Origin of the sequence: Janibacter sp. Y6, from assembly GCF_040900765.1 — a bacterium.
GTDB lineage: Bacteria > Actinomycetota > Actinomycetes > Actinomycetales > Dermatophilaceae > Marihabitans > Marihabitans melonis.
This window is the reverse complement of record NZ_JAKLYZ010000005.1, coordinates 159,401-177,166: the sequence shown is the minus strand read 5'-3', so window position 1 is coordinate 177,166 and position 17,766 is coordinate 159,401. Positions and strand designations below refer to the sequence as shown.

17 protein-coding genes are annotated in these 17,766 nt (G+C 74.1%); 12 read left to right on the top strand and 5 right to left on the bottom strand.

What is annotated here, in order from left to right; all coding sequences use genetic code 11:
* Positions 1–82: 82 nt before the first annotated feature.
* Entirely contained in the window at positions 83–1,498 is a 1,416-nt protein-coding gene (dacB, locus tag L6241_RS13015; protein ID WP_368246620.1) for a D-alanyl-D-alanine carboxypeptidase/D-alanyl-D-alanine-endopeptidase, read from the top strand.
* A 42-nt stretch (positions 1,499–1,540) separates the two neighbouring features.
* The gene (locus L6241_RS13010) at positions 1,541–2,584 is read left to right on the top strand and encodes a zinc-dependent metalloprotease (RefSeq protein WP_368246619.1); all 1,044 of its coding nucleotides are present in this window, start codon (positions 1,541–1,543) and stop codon (positions 2,582–2,584) included.
* A gap of 120 nt (positions 2,585–2,704) precedes the next feature.
* On the opposite strand, the gene L6241_RS13005 is transcribed toward L6241_RS13010, so the two are convergent.
* Entirely contained in the window at positions 2,705–3,196 is a 492-nt protein-coding gene (locus tag L6241_RS13005) for a hypothetical protein (RefSeq protein ID WP_368246618.1), read from the bottom strand.
* A 36-nt stretch (positions 3,197–3,232) separates the two neighbouring features.
* On the opposite strand from L6241_RS13005, the gene tilS reads away from it, so the two are divergent.
* The 7 genes from tilS to L6241_RS12970 all read left to right on the top strand — a co-directional run bounded on the left by tilS (position 3,233) and on the right by L6241_RS12970 (position 9,932).
* Positions 3,233–4,258, top strand: coding sequence for a tRNA lysidine(34) synthetase TilS (tilS, locus tag L6241_RS13000; RefSeq protein ID WP_368246617.1), 1,026 nt, complete (start codon positions 3,233–3,235; stop codon positions 4,256–4,258).
* A 7-nt stretch (positions 4,259–4,265) separates the two neighbouring features.
* Positions 4,266–4,817: a hypoxanthine phosphoribosyltransferase gene (gene hpt, locus L6241_RS12995; protein WP_368246616.1), complete on the top strand. Its 552-nt coding sequence runs from the start codon at positions 4,266–4,268 to the stop codon at positions 4,815–4,817.
* A gap of 171 nt (positions 4,818–4,988) precedes the next feature.
* On the top strand, positions 4,989–7,124 hold the full coding sequence (gene ftsH / locus L6241_RS12990) for an ATP-dependent zinc metalloprotease FtsH (protein WP_368246615.1): 2,136 nt from the start codon (positions 4,989–4,991) through the stop codon (positions 7,122–7,124).
* Between the two features lie 70 nt (positions 7,125–7,194).
* Entirely contained in the window at positions 7,195–7,758 is a 564-nt protein-coding gene (folE, locus tag L6241_RS12985; RefSeq protein WP_224767024.1) for a GTP cyclohydrolase I FolE, read from the top strand.
* Positions 7,759–7,760: 2 nt separating this feature from the next.
* Complete coding sequence (gene folP, locus L6241_RS12980; protein ID WP_368246614.1) at positions 7,761–8,591, top strand: dihydropteroate synthase; 831 nt, start codon at positions 7,761–7,763, stop codon at positions 8,589–8,591.
* Positions 8,584–9,453 (top strand): 2-amino-4-hydroxy-6-hydroxymethyldihydropteridine diphosphokinase, encoded by an 870-nt coding sequence (gene folK / locus L6241_RS12975; RefSeq protein WP_368246613.1) that lies wholly within the window; start codon positions 8,584–8,586, stop codon positions 9,451–9,453. Before folP ends, folK begins: the two co-directional genes overlap by 8 nt.
* The gene (locus tag L6241_RS12970) at positions 9,450–9,932 is read left to right on the top strand and encodes a DUF3180 family protein (RefSeq protein WP_368246612.1); all 483 of its coding nucleotides are present in this window, start codon (positions 9,450–9,452) and stop codon (positions 9,930–9,932) included. Before folK ends, L6241_RS12970 begins: the two co-directional genes overlap by 4 nt.
* A gap of 15 nt (positions 9,933–9,947) precedes the next feature.
* Here L6241_RS12970 and L6241_RS12965 read toward each other — a convergent pair whose 3' ends face one another.
* From L6241_RS12965 to L6241_RS12955, 3 genes are all read right to left on the bottom strand, one after another.
* A complete protein-coding gene (locus L6241_RS12965) occupies positions 9,948–10,712 on the bottom strand; it encodes a class F sortase (RefSeq protein ID WP_201465509.1) in 765 nt (254 codons plus the stop codon).
* A 192-nt stretch (positions 10,713–10,904) separates the two neighbouring features.
* Positions 10,905–11,867 (bottom strand): hypothetical protein, encoded by a 963-nt coding sequence (locus tag L6241_RS12960; RefSeq protein ID WP_368246611.1) that lies wholly within the window; start codon positions 11,865–11,867, stop codon positions 10,905–10,907.
* A 101-nt stretch (positions 11,868–11,968) separates the two neighbouring features.
* Positions 11,969–13,144, bottom strand: coding sequence for an NADH-quinone oxidoreductase subunit D (locus L6241_RS12955; protein WP_368246610.1), 1,176 nt, complete (start codon positions 13,142–13,144; stop codon positions 11,969–11,971).
* Positions 13,145–13,233: 89 nt separating this feature from the next.
* Between L6241_RS12955 and L6241_RS12950 the strand changes: the two genes are divergently transcribed.
* The gene (locus tag L6241_RS12950; protein ID WP_368246609.1) at positions 13,234–14,427 is read left to right on the top strand and encodes an SGNH/GDSL hydrolase family protein; all 1,194 of its coding nucleotides are present in this window, start codon (positions 13,234–13,236) and stop codon (positions 14,425–14,427) included.
* A 240-nt stretch (positions 14,428–14,667) separates the two neighbouring features.
* A complete protein-coding gene (locus L6241_RS12945) occupies positions 14,668–15,849 on the top strand; it encodes a cytochrome P450 (protein WP_368246608.1) in 1,182 nt (393 codons plus the stop codon).
* Positions 15,850–15,897: 48 nt separating this feature from the next.
* Here the strand turns inward: L6241_RS12945 and L6241_RS12940 are convergent, their stop codons facing one another.
* Positions 15,898–16,785: a LysR family transcriptional regulator gene (locus tag L6241_RS12940; protein WP_251720702.1), complete on the bottom strand. Its 888-nt coding sequence runs from the start codon at positions 16,783–16,785 to the stop codon at positions 15,898–15,900.
* Between the two features lie 84 nt (positions 16,786–16,869).
* Between L6241_RS12940 and L6241_RS12935 the strand changes: the two genes are divergently transcribed.
* The gene (locus L6241_RS12935; protein WP_368246607.1) at positions 16,870–17,766 is read left to right on the top strand and encodes a DMT family transporter; all 897 of its coding nucleotides are present in this window, start codon (positions 16,870–16,872) and stop codon (positions 17,764–17,766) included.

Here is a 17,766-nt window from a genome sequence, read left to right as displayed (position 1 = left end):
ACTGCCCCTTCACGTGGATGACCTAGGCTCGGGGATCAGTTTCCACCATCACCGACCGCTCCGGCACCAGGGGGGAGTCCACGTGCGCCGACTCGCTGCGGCCGCCAGCGCCGTCGTCGTCGGCGCGATCGCCTACGGCGCAGCCGATGTGGCCGACGTCGTGCCCGGTGTGCTCACCCGTGACGTGGCCGCCGACGTGGCCCAGATCACCCCCGGCCCGCAGCCCGGCCCGGTGGGCGCGGTCGCCCCCGCCGCCTCGACGAAGGCCCCCCGCCCGTCGACGGGCGCCCTGGCCCGCGAGCTCGACCCCCTCGTCGAGGACGCCTGGCTGGGCCGCCGCGCCGGCGTCGTCGTCCGCGACGCGCTCACGGGCGAGGTGCTCTACGACCACCGGGGCAGCGCGCCGATGGTGCCCGCCTCGACGCAGAAGATCCTCGCTGGCGCCGCCGTCGCCGAGACGAGCGACCTGTCGAGCACGATGACGACCCGCGTCGTCACCGGCGCCTCGGCCGACGAGGTCGTCCTCGTCGCCGGGGGCGACACGATGATCGCGAAGGGGGCCGGCGACCCGACCGCGGTCGAGGGCCGCGCCGGCATGCGCGACCTCGCCCGTCAGGTCGCCCGCTCGCTCGGCCCGGAGGCGAAGGGGGAGCGGCTCACCCTTCGCCTCGACGCGACCTACGCGGCCGGCCCGCGGGTGCCCTCGACGTGGGACCCGACCGACCTGACGAACGGCTTCACCCAGGCCGTGACGATGATCGGGCTGGCGGGGGAGCGCCCCGAGCCCTACCAGCCCTCGCCCCGCTACCCCGAGCGCTCCGCCCTCTCTGCGCTGCGCGCCGAGCTGACGCGCGCCGGTCTCGACGTGCGCGTCGACGACAGCGCGTCGACCTGGCGCACGGCCGCGCCGGAGGGTGCCACGGAGCTCGGCTCGGTCGAGTCCGCGCCGCTCGGCGAGGTGCTCGCCGAGGCGCTGTCGAGCAGCGACAACGCCCTCACCGAGAACCTCACCCGTCAGGCGGCGCTCGCCGACGGCGCGCGCAGCGGTGACGCGAAGGACGTCGCGCGGTGGGTGCGCTCGACCCTCACCGACGCCGGCGTCGACATGTCCGGCACGCGTCTGCTCGACGCCTCCGGGCTGAGCCGCGGTCAGCGGGTGCCGGCGGACACGATGAGCGAGGTCATGCAGCTGGGCATCACCGGCAGCGCGAAGAGCCTGCGCGGCGTGCTCCTCGGTCTGCCCGTCGCCGGCTTCACCGGCACGCTGCACGAGCGCTTCACCGAGCCCGAGGCCGTGCCCGCCGTCGGCGTCGCGCGGGCCAAGACCGGCACCCTCACCGGGGTGTCCGGTCTCGCCGGGACGACGACCACCGCCGACGGCCGCGTGCTCACCTACGTCCTGCTCGCCGACCAGGTGCCGAGCACGACGGGAACTCTCGGGGCCCGTGCGGTGTTGGACGAGATCGTCGGCACCCTCACGACGTGCGGGTGCCGCTGACCGACGCGGCACCGCCACGTCCCCACCACGGAAGGGCCACTGATGACCCAGTACGTCGACTGGAGCTTCGCGACGAGCACGGGGGCCCGCCTCGCGCCCTCCGGGCCTGATGTCTCAGCGGCCGAGGCCGTCGAGATCGTCGAGCAGATCCGCTCGCTGGCCGCCCGGGCGGTCGAGCCGGTGGCCGAGACATCCCGGCTGCGCGCGCCCGGTGACGCCCCGCCGCCCGTCGTCGTCGACCGCCCCACGTGGATCGCGGTCAACGCCGACTCGATGTCGGCGATGCTCGACCCCGTCGTCGCCCGGATCAGCGCCCGGCAGAAGCAGGCGCCGGGCCCGGTCGCGCAGGCGATCGGCAGCAAGGTCACCGGTGCCGAGGCGGGCGGGCTGCTCGCCTTCCTCAGCACGAAGGTCCTCGGCCAGTACGACCTCGCGCCGGGCGGCACCCCTTCGCTGCTGCTCGTCGCCCCGAACCTCGTCCACACCGAGCGCGAGCTCGGCGTCGACCCGACCGACTTCCGCTTCTGGGTGTGCCTGCACGAGGAGACCCACCGGGTGCAGTTCACGGCCGTGCCGTGGCTGCGCGACCACGTCGTCCAGCGTGCTCAGGCGCTGGCGAGCGACATGGTGCCCGACGTCGACTCGGTGCGCACCCGCCTCGAGCAGCTCGCCAAGGAGCTGCCGCGTGCCTTCCGCGGCGACGGGGCGGGGCTGACCGACGTCTTCGCCACCCCGGAGCAGCGGGCCGAGATGGCCGAGCTCACCGCGGTGATGTCGCTGCTCGAGGGGCACGCCGACGTCGTCATGGACGACGTGGGCCCCGAGCACGTGCCGAGCGTCGAGGAGATCCGCCGCAAGTTCGACGTGCGCCGTCAGGGCGCCGGGTCGGTGGACCGTGTCCTGCGCCGGCTGCTCGGGCTCGAGGCGAAGATGCGCCAGTACCGCGACGGCGCAGCCTTCGTGCGGGGGGTGCAGGAGCGCGTCGGCGTCGAGGGCTTCAACGCGATCTGGACCTCGCCCGGCACCCTCCCGCGCGCCGCCGAGATCACCGACCCCGGGGCCTGGGTCCGCCGCGTCCACGGCTGACCCCCTTCGCCCCTGTCGCCACTTTCCCGCCCAGGGCGGGAACATTCGACCTCGGGAAGGAACATTTCTTTCCCGAGGTCGAGCTTTCCCGCCCTGGGCGGGAAAGCTGAGGCGGTGGGATCAGGCGGTGCGGGCCCAGACGACGACACCGCGGTCGTCGGTGCAGCGGAAGACCTCGACCTGCATCCCGTCGGGGTCGTCCTGCTCGACCTCGCACTCGAAGCCCTTGGCCGTGAGCGTCGTGGGGGCCTCGCCGACGGGGTGCAGCGCGCTGATCGCGGTCACCACGGGAACGGCCTGCGCGCACGTGAGGTCGGGCTCGACCGACGCCGACAGCACCTGCCCCGAGCCCCCCTCGCCCTGCATCTGCGACAGCTCCGCCTCGCACGCGACGTCGAGGTGGTCGTCGGCCTCGTGCTCGTGGCCGTCCTCGCCCTCGTGCTCGTCGTCGTGGTCCTCCTCGGCCGCGGGTGTCGAGCTGCTCGACGCAGAGGTCGACGACGTCGAGCTGCTGCTCGACGAGCCCGTCGCGGCGGGGGCCGGGTCGTCCGAGCCGCAGCCCGCGAGGGCGACGGCGGCGAGGATAAGGACGAAGGGGGAGCGGACGCGCATCGGCAGGCCTTCACTGTGACGGGTCATCATGGGGCGGTGGCAGCAGGACATCCGGCGCAGGCAGCGCTCCGACGTGCGGTGCGCACCTGCGTGGCCGGTCACGACGCTACCGAAGGGTCGGACCCCCTCGTCCTCGCGGCCGTCAGCGGGGGAGCGGACTCCCTCGCCCTCGCCCACGCCCTCCTGCACGAAGGGGGACCCACCCGCACCGGCGTCGTCGTCGTCGACCACGACCTGCAGCCCGGGTCGGCCGAGGTCGCCGAGCGTGCGGCCGAGCAGTGCCGGGCGATGCGCGCCCCCGACGGCCGCGCCCACGAGGTCGTCGTCGTGCGCCGGGTCCGCGTCGCCAGCACTGGCTCCGGCCCCGAGGCCGACGCCCGCGAGGCCCGCTACGCCGCGCTCGCCGCCGCGGCCGGCGACCTCGACGCCGCGCTCGTGCTCCTCGGCCACACCCGCGACGACCAGGCCGAGCAGGTCCTCCTGGGGCTCTTGCGCGGCTCCGGCGCCCGCTCCCTGGCCGGCATGCCCGCGACGACGACGCGAGGGGGCGTCCCCTTCGCCCGCCCGCTCCTGCAGGTCGACCGGGCGACGACCCGCGCGGCGTGCGCCGCCGCCGGCCTCGACCCCTGGCACGACCCGACGAACGTCGACCCCGCCTTCGCCCGCTCCCGGGCGCGAGCGGTCCTCGCGACCCTCGCCGAGGACCTCGGGCCCGGTCTGCCCGAGGCGCTTGCCCGCACCGCCGACCTCCTGCGCGCCGACGCCGACCACCTCGACGCCCTCGCGGACGAGGCGTCCGCCCCCTTCGCCGCCGTCGCCGAGCCGCGCACCGCCGACCTGGCCGTCCTGCCGACGGCCCTGCGCGCCCGCGTCCTGCGCCGGCTCCTGCTCGCCGGTGGCGCCCGCCCGGGCGACCTGTCCGCCGCTCATCTCGCCGCGGTCGACGCCCTCGTCACCGCTCCGCGCGGTCGTGGCCCGCTGCACCTGCCGGGGGTCGAGGTCACCCGGGTGGGCACCGGTCGGCAGGCCCGGCTGTCCATCACCGGTGCAGGTCTGGTCTGATAGCCCCGTGGACGCCAACAGCATCGAGGCCGATCTCGTACGGGTGCTGTGCACCGAGGAGCAGATCCAGGAGCGCCTGGCCGAGCTGGCCCAGGAGGTCTGGGAGCACTACGAGGGCGAGGACCTCCTCCTCGTCGGGGTGCTCAAGGGGGCGGTCATGGTCATGGCCGACTTCATGCGCCACCTGCCCGGCTCCGCGCCGATGGACTGGATGGCGGTGAGCTCCTACGGCTCCGGCACGAAGTCCTCCGGCGTCGTGCGGATCCTCAAGGACCTCGACGCCGACATCACGGGCAAGCACGTGCTCATCGTCGAGGACATCATCGACTCGGGCCTGACGCTGTCGTGGATCCGCACCAACCTCCTCTCGCGCTCGCCCGCGTCGGTCGAGGTCCTCACGCTGCTGCGCAAGCCCGACGCCGCGAAGGTCGAGGTCGAGACCCGCTGGGTCGGCTTCGACATCCCCAACGAGTTCGTCGTCGGCTACGGCCTCGACTATGCCGAGGGCTACCGCGGCCTGCGCGAGGTCGCCACCCTCGCGCCGCACGTCTACAGCTGACCTCCCGCGAAGGGGGACGGCGAGGGGGTGGGGAACACCCCCGTCGGCCCGCGCGTTGGCCCTGGAGGTGGGACGGATCCTGACCACGTGGTCGGGTAGTTTCGTCTCTTGATCCTGCCGCCCGAGGGGCGGCCGTCGTCGACCAGGAAGATCGGGCAGACCCGAAGCCGCATGAACGCCAAGAAGCTCTTCCGCGCCCCGCTCTTCTGGGCGCTCGCACTGCTCGTCATCTTCATGCTCGTCTTCCAGCTGGGCAGCGGGGGTGACTACGCCCGCATCGACACCTCCGCCGCCGAGAAGCTCATCGACGAGGGCAAGGTGCAGGAGGCGCACTTCACGAGCGACAACACCCTCCAGCTCGACCTCAAGGACGGCCAGACCTTCTCCGACGGCGACGCGGTCACCGACGCGACGCAGGTCGAGACGGAGTTCGTCGAGGCGCGCGCCGAGCACATGGTGACCCTCGTCGACGAGAAGGTCCCGGGCACGATCAACGACACGATCGAGGAGCCGAGCATCTGGGGCTCGCTGCTCTTCTCGCTGCTCCCGCTGCTCCTGCTCGTCGGCCTCTTCTGGTTCATGATGAGCCAGGCCCAGGGCGGCAACCGCGTCATGCAGTTCGGCAAGTCCAAGGCCAAGCTCGCGAGCAAGGAGGCGCCGAAGGTCACCTTCTCCGACGTCGCCGGCGCCGACGAGGCCGTCGAGGAGCTGCACGAGATCGTCGAGTTCCTCAAGGAGCCGAGCAAGTTCCTCGCGGTCGGAGCGAAGATCCCCAAGGGCGTGCTGCTCTACGGCCAGCCCGGTACCGGCAAGACCCTCCTCGCGCGCGCCGTCGCCGGCGAGGCGGGCGTGCCCTTCTACTCGATCTCCGGCTCGGACTTCGTCGAGATGTTCGTCGGTGTCGGCGCCTCGCGAGTGCGCGACCTCTTCGAGCAGGCCAAGACCAACGCCCCCGCCATCGTCTTCGTCGACGAGATCGACGCCGTCGGTCGTCACCGCGGTGCGGGTCTCGGCGGCGGTCACGACGAGCGCGAGCAGACGCTCAACCAGCTGCTCGTCGAGATGGACGGCTTCGACGTCAAGACCAACGTCATCCTCATCGCGGCCACCAACCGCCCCGACATCCTCGACCCGGCGCTGCTGCGCCCCGGCCGCTTCGACCGCCAGATCGGTGTCGAGAACCCCGACATGATCGGTCGCCACCGCATCCTCGAGGTGCACGCAGCCGGCAAGCCGATGGCCCCCGACGTCGACCTGCTCGCCGTCGCCCGTCGCACCCCCGGCATGACCGGCGCCGACCTGGCCAACGTGCTCAACGAGGCGGCGCTGCTCACCGCCCGTGGGGGCGGTCAGTTCATCGACGACCACGTCCTCGACGAGGCGATCGACCGCGTCATCGCCGGTCCGCAGAAGCGCACCCGGATCATGAGCGCCCAGGAGCGCAAGGTCACCGCGTACCACGAGGGCGGTCACGCGCTCGTCGCCGCGGCGATGAACCACACCGACCCCGTCGCGAAGGTGACGATCCTGCCGCGCGGTCGCGCGCTCGGCTACACGATGGTGCTGCCGACCGACGACAAGTACTCGACATCGCGCAACGAGATCCTCGACCAGCTCGCCTACGCGCTCGGCGGCCGCGTCGCGGAGGAGATCATCTTCCACGACCCGACGACCGGCGCCGCCAACGACATCGAGAAGGCCACCGCGATGGCCCGCAAGATGGTCACGGAGTTCGGCATGAGCGAGCGCATCGGCGCGGTCAAGCTCGGCCAGAGCCAGGGCGAGGTCTTCCTCGGCCGCGACATGGGTCACCAGCGCGACTACTCGGAGGAGATCGCGAGCGTCGTCGACGACGAGGTGCGCCGCTTCATCGAGGCCGCCCACGACGAGGCCTGGCACGCGATCAACGACAACCGCGACGTCCTCGACCGTCTCGTCCTCGAGCTGCTCGAGCACGAGTCGCTCGGCCCGAAGGAGATCGCGGCGGTCTTCGCCGACGTGCGCAAGCGCCCCCGTCGCCCCACGTGGCTCTCCGCGGAGAACCGCACGATCTCCGACAGGCCCCCGGTCCTCACACCCGCCGAGGAGGCCGCTCTCGCGGCCCGCTCGAACGGCTCGGCACCGGCCGCCAGCCCGACCGGCGCCCCGCCGGCCGGTGTCGGCGCACAGCCCGGTGACCCGGGCACGGCGGCCGCCATCGACAAGGCGGCGGAGGAGGGGGCCACCCCCTACCCGGAGGAGCACCCGGCGGCCGAGGTCCGCGAGGTGCCCGACGGCGGCCAGGTCGACCCCGACGGCCGTCACTGAGGTGACGATGAGCCAGCACGAGGCCGAGGCCCTCGAGGCCGGGGCGGGCACCGGCCCGGTCGCCGCGGCGATGGACCTGCCGCGGATCGAGGCCGCGGTGCGCGAGATCCTCATCGCGGTCGGGGAGGACCCCGACCGCGAGGGGCTCCTCGAGACCCCCGCGCGGGTCGCCCGGGCCTACGCGGAGACCTTCGCCGGGCTGCACCAGGACCCGGCCGAGATCCTCGCGACGACCTTCGACATCGACCACGACGAGCTCGTCATGGTCCGTGACATCCCGCTGTACTCGACGTGCGAGCACCACCTCGTGCCCTTCCACGGGGTCGCCCACGTCGGGTACGTCCCCGGGCGCAGCGGCCAGGTGACCGGGCTGTCCAAGCTCGCCCGCCTCGTCGACGTCTACGCGCGCCGCCCCCAGGTGCAGGAGCGCCTCACCTCGCAGGTCGCCGACGCGCTCGTCGAGTGCCTCGACGTCACCGGCGTCATCGTCGTCGTCGAGGCCGAGCACCTGTGCATGTCGATGCGCGGCGTGCGCAAGCCGGGTGCGCGCACCCTCACCTCGGCGGTGCGCGGCCAGCTGCGCGACCCCGCGACCCGTGCAGAGGCGATGTCCCTGCTCATGGGGGCTCGCTGACCGTGCTCCTGCAGCGAGGCGAGCGCCCCGCGATCATGGGGATCGTCAACGTCACCCCGGACTCCTTCAGCGACGGGGGACGGTGGTACGACGAGGACGCCGCGGTGGCGCACGGGCTCGAGCTCGTCGCGCAGGGCGCGACGCTCGTCGACGTGGGCGGTGAGTCCACCCGTCCCGGCGCGCACCGCCCGGACGAGGACGAGGAGGTGCGCCGCGTCGTGCCCGTCGTGCGCCGCCTCGCCGACGAGGGCGTCGCGGTCTCGGTCGACACCATGCGCACGCGGGTCGCGGCCGCCGCGGTCGAGGCCGGTGCTGCCGTCATCAACGACGTGAGCGGCGGGCTCGCCGAGCCCGAGATCGCCTCCGTCGTCGCCGGGAGCGACATCCCCTTCGTCGTCATGCACTGGCGGGGCCACTCGACCGACATGTACGCGGCCGCGAGCTACGACGACGTCGTCGGCGAGGTGTGCACCGAGCTCGAGCAGCGCGTCGAGGTCCTCCTCGCGGCCGGTCTCGGCGAGCACCAGCTCGTCCTCGACCCCGGCATCGGCTTCGCGAAGACCGCCGAGCACAACTGGGAGCTCCTCGCCGGCCTCGAGCGCGTCGTCGCGCTCGGCCGCCCGGTGCTCCTCGGCACCTCGCGCAAGGGCTTCCTCGGCAAGGTCGGCCGCGCCGCCGGCGCCGAGCGCCCGCCAGTCGAGCGCGACACGGCGACCGCCGTGACGACGGCCCTCGCCGCCCGCACCGGCGTGTGGGCCGTCCGCGTGCACGACGTCGTCGACTCGGTCGACGCCCTCGACGTCGTCGACGCCCTGGAGGCCCACCGTGCCTGATCGTGACGTCATCGAGCTGCTCGGGGTCCGGGCGAAGGGGTACCACGGCGTCCTGGACTTCGAGCGGCGCGACGGGCAGGACTTCGTCGTCGACGTGCTCATGGGCACCGACCTCTCACGCGCGGGGGCGAGCGACGACCTCGCCGACACCGTGAGCTACGCCGAGATCGCCGCAGCGGTCGTCGCCCGCATCGAGGGCGAGCCCCTCGACCTCATCGAGGCGCTCGCCGAGCGCATCGCCGGTGACGTCCTGCTCCGCCCCGAGATCGGCGACGTCGAGGTCGTCGTGCACAAGCCGCAGGCGCCGGTGGGCGTCCCTTTCGGCGACGTGCGGGTCCGGGTGCGCCGCACCCGGCGCAGCGCCGTCGTCGTCGCCCTCGGCAGCAACCTCGGCGACTCCACCCAGACCCTCCACGACGCGGTCGACGCGCTGCGCGCGCACGTCGACCTCACCGCGGTGAGCCGCAGCTACGCGACCGAGCCCGTGGGGGGCCCGGAGCAGCCCGACTACGTCAACGCCGTCGCGGTGGGCACGACCTCGCTCACGCCGTGGGCGCTCCTGGCGGCCTTGCACGGCATCGAGGCCGGACAAGGCCGCACCCGTGAGGTGCGCTGGGGGCCTCGCACGCTCGACCTCGACCTCGTCGCCTACGGCACGACCGGCGGGGCCGACGAGGCCCGCCTCGACGCCCCGGTCCTCACCGTGCCGCACCCCCGCGCGCACGAGCGGGCCTTCGTCCTCGTGCCGTGGCTCGACGCCGACCCCGACGCCCGGCTGCGCGTCGACGGCGAGGTCCGTGCCGTCGCCGAGCTCGTCACCGCCCTCGACACGACCGGCGTGCGGGCGGTGGACGGCCGATGATGATGATCGAGGGCCTGCGCTGGCGCACGACGCTCGTCACCGGGCTCGTCACCACCGTCGTGTCGTGGCTGCTCAGCCGCTGGTGGGTCGCATCGGGGGAGCGGGTCGTCCAGACGCCGTGGCTGGCCGGCGCGCTCCTGGTCGTCATGGCCCTCGCGCTGCTCGTCGTCGCCTGGCCGATGCGGCGCTACCGCCGCGAGGGCACAGCGGTCGCCCCGCTGCGGGCCGCCCGGATCCTCGGCCTGGCCCAGGCCGGAGCGCTCACCGGCGCGGTCGTCTGCGGGCTCTACCTCGGGCACGCGCTCGTCCTGCTGCCCGACCTCGGCTTCGGCAGCCACGCCGAGCTCGCGCTGCGCCTCGGCGCCGCCGCCCTGGCCGGTGCGCTCGTCGCGGTCGCCGGGCACGTCGCCCAGGGCTGGTGCCGCATCCGCGACGAGGACCGCTCCGACCCCGCCGAGGGGTCGTCCGGTCGCCGCTGAGGCGTCCCCCTTCGCTCAGGCCGGGTCGGCCCAGACGACCCAGTTGCCCTCGTAGTGCCCGCCCTGCAGCGGGGTCGTCGGGTCGCACGTGATGAGGCGCAGGACCGGCCGCGGGTTGTCATGGTCCCAGATCGTGTCGTCCTGGGGCACCTCGGTCTTGCTCGCGGCCGACGAGCGGGTGATCCGCCAGGCCACCTCGCGCCCGCTGCCGTAGGTGACGGTCACGCGGTCGCCGATCTTGACCTGCGGGAGGTTCCAGAAGACGTCGGGCTCGCTGCCGTGGTTGATGTGGCCGACGAGGATGCTCGCGCCGGTCTGACCGGGCTTGGGCCACCCGGACTCGGCGTACCAGCCCGCGGTGCCGAAGGGGGGTGCGAGGACGTCGTCGGCGTCGAGGTAGGTCGCCTGCAGCGACGCGTCGACGAGGGTGCGCCCGCCCGAGGTGACGGTGACGCGGGTCGGGTCCCCGGCCGGGGCTGCGGTGGCCGACGGGGCCGGCGGGGTCGTCGTCGACGTGGAGCGGCGCGCGGGGGTCGTCGCGGACGAGGACGAGGACGAGCGACGGCTCGTGCGGCTCGAGGTCGCGGAGGGCTCGCTCGTGCTCGACGAGGTCGAGATCTCGCTCGGGGCGACGTAGGTGCCCGGCGCGACGCTGTCGTCGCTCGTCAGCCACCACGCGCCGAGCGCGATCGCGCCGAGGGTGCCGACGCCGAGCAGGCTCGCGAGGACGCGGATCGCGAGGGTCTCGCCGTGCTGCGGGCTGCGGGGTGTACGGGCCACGCTTCGGGCTCCTGGGGTCGGCGCGGGTCACGCGTCGGGGACGGACCGGTCAAGTATCGCAGGGGCGGCGACCGGCGCGAAGGGGGCGACCCACCGGTGGTCCGGGTGGGTCGCCCCCTTCGTCTCGGACGGGTGCCCTCGGTGCTGCTGGGAGGGCGGGTGCCCTCAGTGCTGCTGAGAGGGCGGGTGTCCTCAGTGACGCGCGGAGGCCCGGCGGCGGGTGAGGGCCAGGCCGAGGCCGCCGACCGCGGCGAGCAGGCCGCCGCCGAGGAGCAGCGCCGGGCTCTGGCCGGACCCGCCCTGGGTCGCGTCGGTCTGGACCAGCGCCGGGGTCTGCACGCTCGTCGGGCTGCCCGAGGTCGCCGTCGGGTCGGCGCTCGTCGTCGGGTCCGGGTCCTCGCTCGTCGTCGGGTCCGGGTCCTCGCTCGTCGGCTCGTCGGTGGTGGGCTCGTCGGTCGTCGGCTCGTCCGTGGTGGGCTCGTCGGTCGTCGGCTCGTCCGTGGTGGGCTCGTCGGTCGTCGGGGTCGGCTCGGAGTCGGCCTCGGTCACCTCGATCGTGCCGACGGAGGTGCTCTCGGAGACGTTGGTGCACCGGAGGGTGACGTTCGTCGTGTACGACTGGCCGTCGGCGTCGGCGTACCCGCGGATGAAGGCGGTGAGGTCGGTGGCCTCGACGTCGTAGGTGCCGGCGCTCGGGGCGGGCACGGAGACCGAGCCGGTCGCGGTGACGACGAGCTCGCCGGACGCGGGCACGTCGGTGAGCGGAGAGGTGAAGGCGATGTCGCCGTCGACGCTGTCGGTGCCGTCGCTCACGGAGACGCCGGCCGCGTTGAGCGGGTCGCTCGGCGCGTCGACCGCGCGGACGTTGAGCAGGGAGTACAGCGAGTCGCGGCGGGACTCAGGGATCGTCACGACCGCGGTGACGTCGGAGGTGATCTGCTCGCCCTCCTCGACGCTCGTCGGCAGGTCGACGGTGTAGCTGACGCTCACGGCCGGGTCGCCGGCGATCTGACCCAGGTTGAGCACCTCGTAGGTGCACTCGTAGTCCTGGGTGATGGTGACGGCCTGGGCCGGAGCGGCCAGGCCGACGGCGGCGATGCCGATGCCGGCGAGGGCGGCGGCCCCGGCGGACGTGCGGACGTGGCGACGTGCCATGCGATGAGCTCCCCTGCGAAGTCGAGCGGACGCCTGCTCGTCCCCCTCGGTCGGGCACAACCTACCGGCTGCACCATCCGGGGCGGAAGGAGGTCGGTCGGCTACTTGTCGACGTCGCCGACGACGAAGAACATCGACCCGAGGATCGCGACGAGGTCGCCGACGAGCTCTCCGGGCAGCAGCTGCGAGAGCACCTGGACGTTGTTGAAGGACGCCGAGCGCAGCTTGAGCCGCCACGGGGTCTTCTCGCCGCGGCTGACGAGGTGGTAGCCGTTGATGCCCAGGGGGTTCTCGGTCGCGGTGTACCGCTCGCCCTCGGGCACCTTGAGCACCTTGGGCAGGCGCTGGTTGACCGGCCCCGCGGGGAGCTCGCGCAGGCGCTCGACGCACGCCTGGGCGAGGTCGAGGCTCACGTGGGTCTGCTCGAGCAGCACCTCGAGGCGCGCCAGGCAGTCGCCGTCGGTGCGCGTGACGACCCGGCCGGGCCCACCGGGCGCGAAGAGCTCGCCGTACGCGAGGTACGGGGCGTCACGACGCAGGTCGAGGTCGACGCCGCTCGCCCGGGCGATGGGTCCGGAGACGCCGTACGCGCAGGCGAGCTCGGGGGAGAGGACGCCGACCCCCTTCGTGCGGGCCTGGAGGATCTCGTTGCCGACGAGGAGCCCCTCGAGCTGCGGGAGCCGGCCGCGCACGGCGGCGACGGCCGCCTCGACGCGGTCGAGCCAGCCGGCCGGGAGGTCCTCCTTGAGACCGCCGACGCGGTTGAACATGTAGTGCATGCGCCCGCCGGAGATCTCCTCCATGACGGCCTGGATCTCCTCGCGCTCGGTGAAGGCGTAGAAGATCGGGGTGATCGCGCCGAGCTCGAGCGGGTAGGAGCCGAGGAACATCAGGTGGTTGAGCACGCGGTTGAGCTCGGCGAGCAGGGTCCGCGCCCACACCGCGCGCTCGGGCACCTCCATGCCGAGCATCGCCTCGACGCCCATGACGACGCCGAGCTCGTTGCCGAAGGCGGAGAGCCAGTCGTGACGGTTGGCGAGCACGGTGATCTGGCGGTAGTCGCGGACCTCGAAGAGCTTCTCCGCGCCGCGGTGCATGTAGCCGACGACCGGGTCGGCGTGCAGCAGCCGCTCGCCGTCGAGCACGACGCGCAGGCGCAGCACGCCGTGGGTCGCCGGGTGCTGCGGGCCGATGTTGAGCACCATGTCGGTGCTGTGCACGGCGGACCCGACGCCGAGGGTGACCTCACGGGGCTCGGTGGTCGGCGGGGTGGGCATGCAGCCGAGCATGCCACCGGTGCCGGGGGGCCGCGACGAGCGGCGCGTGGTTATCGTCGGGTCATGGACCTCCGGCCCGCCGCGGCTCGGTGAGCTCGGCCCGCGCCCTGCTCGCCGGGGCTCTCGCGGCCGTCGGGCTGGCCCTCGTCGTCGCCGCCCCCGGTCCGCCGGAGCGTCGCGAGGGCGCGACGGTCGCCCACGCCGCCGTCCTGCAGCCCTGGTACACCGCGCTCGCCGAGGCCGACCGGGCGCCGGCCACGGTCGTCGTCATGGGCGACTCCGTGAGCGAGGGCTACGGGCTCGGCGAGGACCTCTCGGTGCGCTGGGTGTCGCGGCTCCAGGACGCGCTGCGCGGGCAGGGCGCGACGAGCGACTGCCCGACCGGGCCCAGCGGCTTCCACGGCACGACCTCGCTCGTGCCCGCGTGGTACGCGGCGCCGACCCTGCCCGACGCCCGCACGACGGGTCAGGTGCGCGAGATCGGCACCGTCGGACCCGGCGGGCGCGCGCTCGTCCTCGGGCCGGGCGCCACGGTGTCGTGGCGGGTGAGCGCGAGCGAGGTGGCCGTCGGCTACCGCACCGGGCCGGCGGGAGGTGATCTCGAGATCACCGCGGACGGCCAGGAGACCCTCGCGGGACGCCGCGTCGTCACGCAGGACCCGGTCGACGAGCGCCGGGTGTGGCACTCGCAGAGCCAGGACCTCGACGAGCGCACGTGGACCGTGCGCAACCTCAGCCCGGACCGCACCGTCACGGTCACCGACCTCACGCCCTTCCGCGGGGACCGCGACCGGTGCGTGCACGTCGTCGACGCGTCGCACTCGGGGATCTCCGCCCGCTCGGTGAGCGAGCGCGTCGAGTACATCCGCGACTCGCTGTCGATGAACCCCGACCTGCTCGTCGTCCCGCTCGGCTTCAACGACGCCCGCGCGGGCCAGACGCCCGACGAGCTGCGCGAGAGCCTGCGCACGATCGTCGCGACGTCGCGCCGGATGGGTTACGAGGGCCCGGTCCTGCTCGTCTCGTGGCACGCGCCGCCGCCCGCCTTCTTCGACCGCTCGTGGTCGGGGTACCGAGAGGCGCTGCGCTCGATGTCCGAGGAGGACGGGGTCGCCTACGTCGACGCCGGTGCCGCGATGCCCCCGGTCGTCGGCGCACCGCGCGGGGTCTACCTCGACGCCCTGCACCCCGGACGGGTCGGTCAGGTGATCATCGCCGAGACCCTCACCCGCGTGCTCACCCCGCCCGGCCCGGTGCTGCCGGTGCCGTCGACGACGCGCTGAGCGGCCCCCCTTCGCCAGGCCCCATCCCCGAGGTATGGCAATCCGTCGCCACGAAGGGGTGGGCGCCGGCCGATCTCCATACCTCGGCAGCCCCCTTCGCCGGGCCCCCTCGCCGAGGTATGGCGATCTGCTGTCGCGAAGGGGTGGGTGCCGGCCGATCTCCATACCTCGGCAGCCCCCTTCGCCGGGTCGGGAGGGTCGTCGCGAGCGGCGGCGGGGGCCGTGGCAGGCTCCCCCCCCATGGCGACGCCGAGCGAGCTCCTCGACCTCTCCGACCCCGAGGTCCTGCGCGACCCCTACCCGCACCTCGCGGCGCTGCGGGCGCACGACCCCTTCGTCTGGCACGAGGGGCTGCAGGCTCACGTCGCGAGCGGCCACGCGCAGGTCAGCGCGGCGCTGCGCGACCGCCGGCTGGGTCGGGTCTACCGCGACCGCGAGCCGGCGCAGGACTGGGCGACCTTCAACTGGCTGCACGCCGACTCGATCCTCGACAGCGAGCCGCCGAAGCACACGCGGCTGCGCCGCCTCGTCGCCGGGGCCTTCGGGCGGGGGCACGTCGCCCGGCTCGAGCCGCGGATCCGGGCGATCGCCGAGGAGCTCGTCGACGCGGCCGGCCCGGGCCCCTTCGACCTCGTCGAGGCCGTCGCCGAGCCGCTGCCCGTGACGGTCATCGCCGAGCTGCTCGACTGGCCGCACGCCGACCGCCACCTGCTGCGCCCGTGGAGCCAGGCCATCGTCGCGATGTACGAGGTCGACCCGGGCGAGCAGGCGCGCGCGGAGGCCCTGCGGGCGTCCTCGGACTTCGCCGCGTACGTCGACGAGCTCGCCGCGCACCGGGCCCGCCACCCCGGTGAGGACCTGCTCACCGATCTCGTCCAGGCGCGCGACGCCGGTGACGCGCTGAGCCGGCACGAGCTCGTCGCGACCGTCGTGCTCCTGCTCAACGCCGGCCACGAGGCGAGCGTCAACGGGCTGAGCAACGGCATCCACTCGTGGATCACCGCGGGCTCGCCCGCCGTCGACGTCGAGGACGACGCCGCTCTCGCCCTGCTCGTCGAGGAGCTATTGCGGCACGACAGCCCGCTCCATCTCTTCGAGCGCACGGCCACCGCCGATCTCGAGATCGACGGCCGGCCGGTGGTCGAGGGGGAGCGCGTGCACGTGCTGCTCGGCGCGGCCAACCGCGACCCGGCGGTCTTCGCCGAGCCCGACCGCTTCGACCCGCGGCGCGACCCCAACCCGCACCTCGCCTTCGGGCTCGGGATCCACTTCTGCATCGGGGCGCCGCTCGCGCGTCTGGAGCTGCAGCAGTCGGTGCGCGCGCTGCTGCGGCGCCACCCGCGCCTCGGGGTCGTCGAGGCGGTGCGTCGCCCGACCTTCGTGCTGCGGGGCTTCGAGCGCCTCGTCCTCGCCGACGCCTGACCTGGCAGCACCTCGTCGGCCCGGCCGCAGCACGAGGTGCTGCTGGCGCTACGAGGTGCTGCCTGCAGCAGCTCGTGCGGGGGCGCCGACGGCGTCGAGGAGGGTGCGAAGGGGGAGCCATACGTCCCGGCCCTCCTGGTGCACGGCGTACGCGGTCATCTTCACCGGTGGGTCGAGGATGACGAGGGCGACGCCGGCAGGCAGCGGGTACCACTGCGGGACCAGCCCGACGCCGTGGCCGTCGCGCACGAGGTCGCACACGAGGTCGAGGCTGTCCATGCGGTGGGTGACGCGGGGGGCGATCCCGGCGAGGCCGCCGAGGAATCGGACGGCGATCTCGTCGGCGGTGTTGCGCGAGTTGGTGATCCACGCCCGGTCGCCGAGGTCGGCCAGGCCGAGGTGCGCGTCCGCGGCGGGCACGGCGACGCCCCACCGCGCCTGCCACAGCGGGTGGGTGACGAGCCGGGTCGGCACGCTCGCCGGGGCCACCTGGTAGTCGTAGGTGAGCGCGAGGTCGAGGTCGTCGTGGAGCAGCAGCTCGTAGGCCTCGGGCGGCTCGCACTCCGTGAGCTCGAAGCGCAGGCCCGGTGCGCTCTCGCGCAGCGCCTCGACGGCGGGCAGGGCGGTGCGGCGCAGGGCCGACCCGAAGCCGCCGACCCGCACCGTGCCCGTCGGCTCGGCGTGCGGGTCGAGCTCGCTGCGGGCCGACTCGACCTCGGCGAGGATGCGCACCGCCCGCTCGGCGAGACGGCGCCCTGCGGGCGTGAGGCGCACCCGCCGGCCGTCGGGCTCGAGCAGCGTGGCGTCGACGTCCCGGGCGAGGGCGGCGAGCTGCTGCGAGACGGTCGACGTCGTCGTCGCGTGCTCGTGCGCCACCGCGCGCATCGAGCCCAGGCGCGAGAGGTCGACGAGCAGCTCGAGCCGGCGCAGGTCCATGGCCCGATCGTCACGGATCGACGAACGGTATGTCCAGCCATCTCACGTGGACGCGGACGGTCGGTGCGCGCTTCACTTCGAGTCATGACCGACACCGCCACCCGTCCGGCCCCCGCCACGCAGGCGACCTCGTCCCGCCAGGGCGCGCTCATGGCGCTCGCCGCGATGCTCAGCGTCCAGGTCGGTGTCGCGCTGGCTGTCGACCTCTCCCACGACGTCGGGGCCCTCGGCGCGGCCTGGCTGCGTCTCGTGTGGGCCGGCCCGATCATGCTCGTCGTCCTGCGCCCGCGGCTGCGCGGCCTGAGCGGCGAGGCATGGCGCGCGTGCATCACCTTCGGGGTGGTCATCGCCGGCATCACCATGCTCTTCATGGCGGCGCTCACCCGGCTGCCGATGGGCACCGCGAGCGCGCTGGAGTTCCTCGGCCCGCTCGGCGTGGCCGTCGTGCGGGGTCGGGGACCGGCCCGGGCCTGGGCACTCGTCGCCGCGCTCGGCGTGCTGCTGCTCACCCGGCCATGGGCCGGCGACGTCGACCTCGTCGGGGTCGGCCTCGCGCTCGCCGCGGCCTGCTGCTGGGCGGCCTACATCATGCTCAGCCAGCGGGTCGGCGACCTCGTCGGCGGGGTGACCGGGCTGGCGATCGCGCTCCCCGTCGCCGGGCTCTTCTCGACGCTCGTCGCCGCGCCGTCGACGGTCGAGCACCTCACCTGGCAGCTCGCCGTCGTGGGGATCGGCCTGGCGCTCCTCGTGCCGGTCGTCCCCTTCGCGCTCGAGATGCTCGCCCTGCGCCGCCTGACGACGGCAGCCTTCGGCACGCTCATGAGCGTCGAGCCCGCCATCGCGGTCGTCATCGGGCTCGTCGTGCTGCACCAGGTGCCGCACCCGCTCGCCGTCGTCGGGGTCGCGTGCGTCGTCGCCGCGGGCGTCGGGGCAGAGCGCTACGGCGCCCGCGAGCTGCCGCCCGCCTCGACCGGCGCCTGA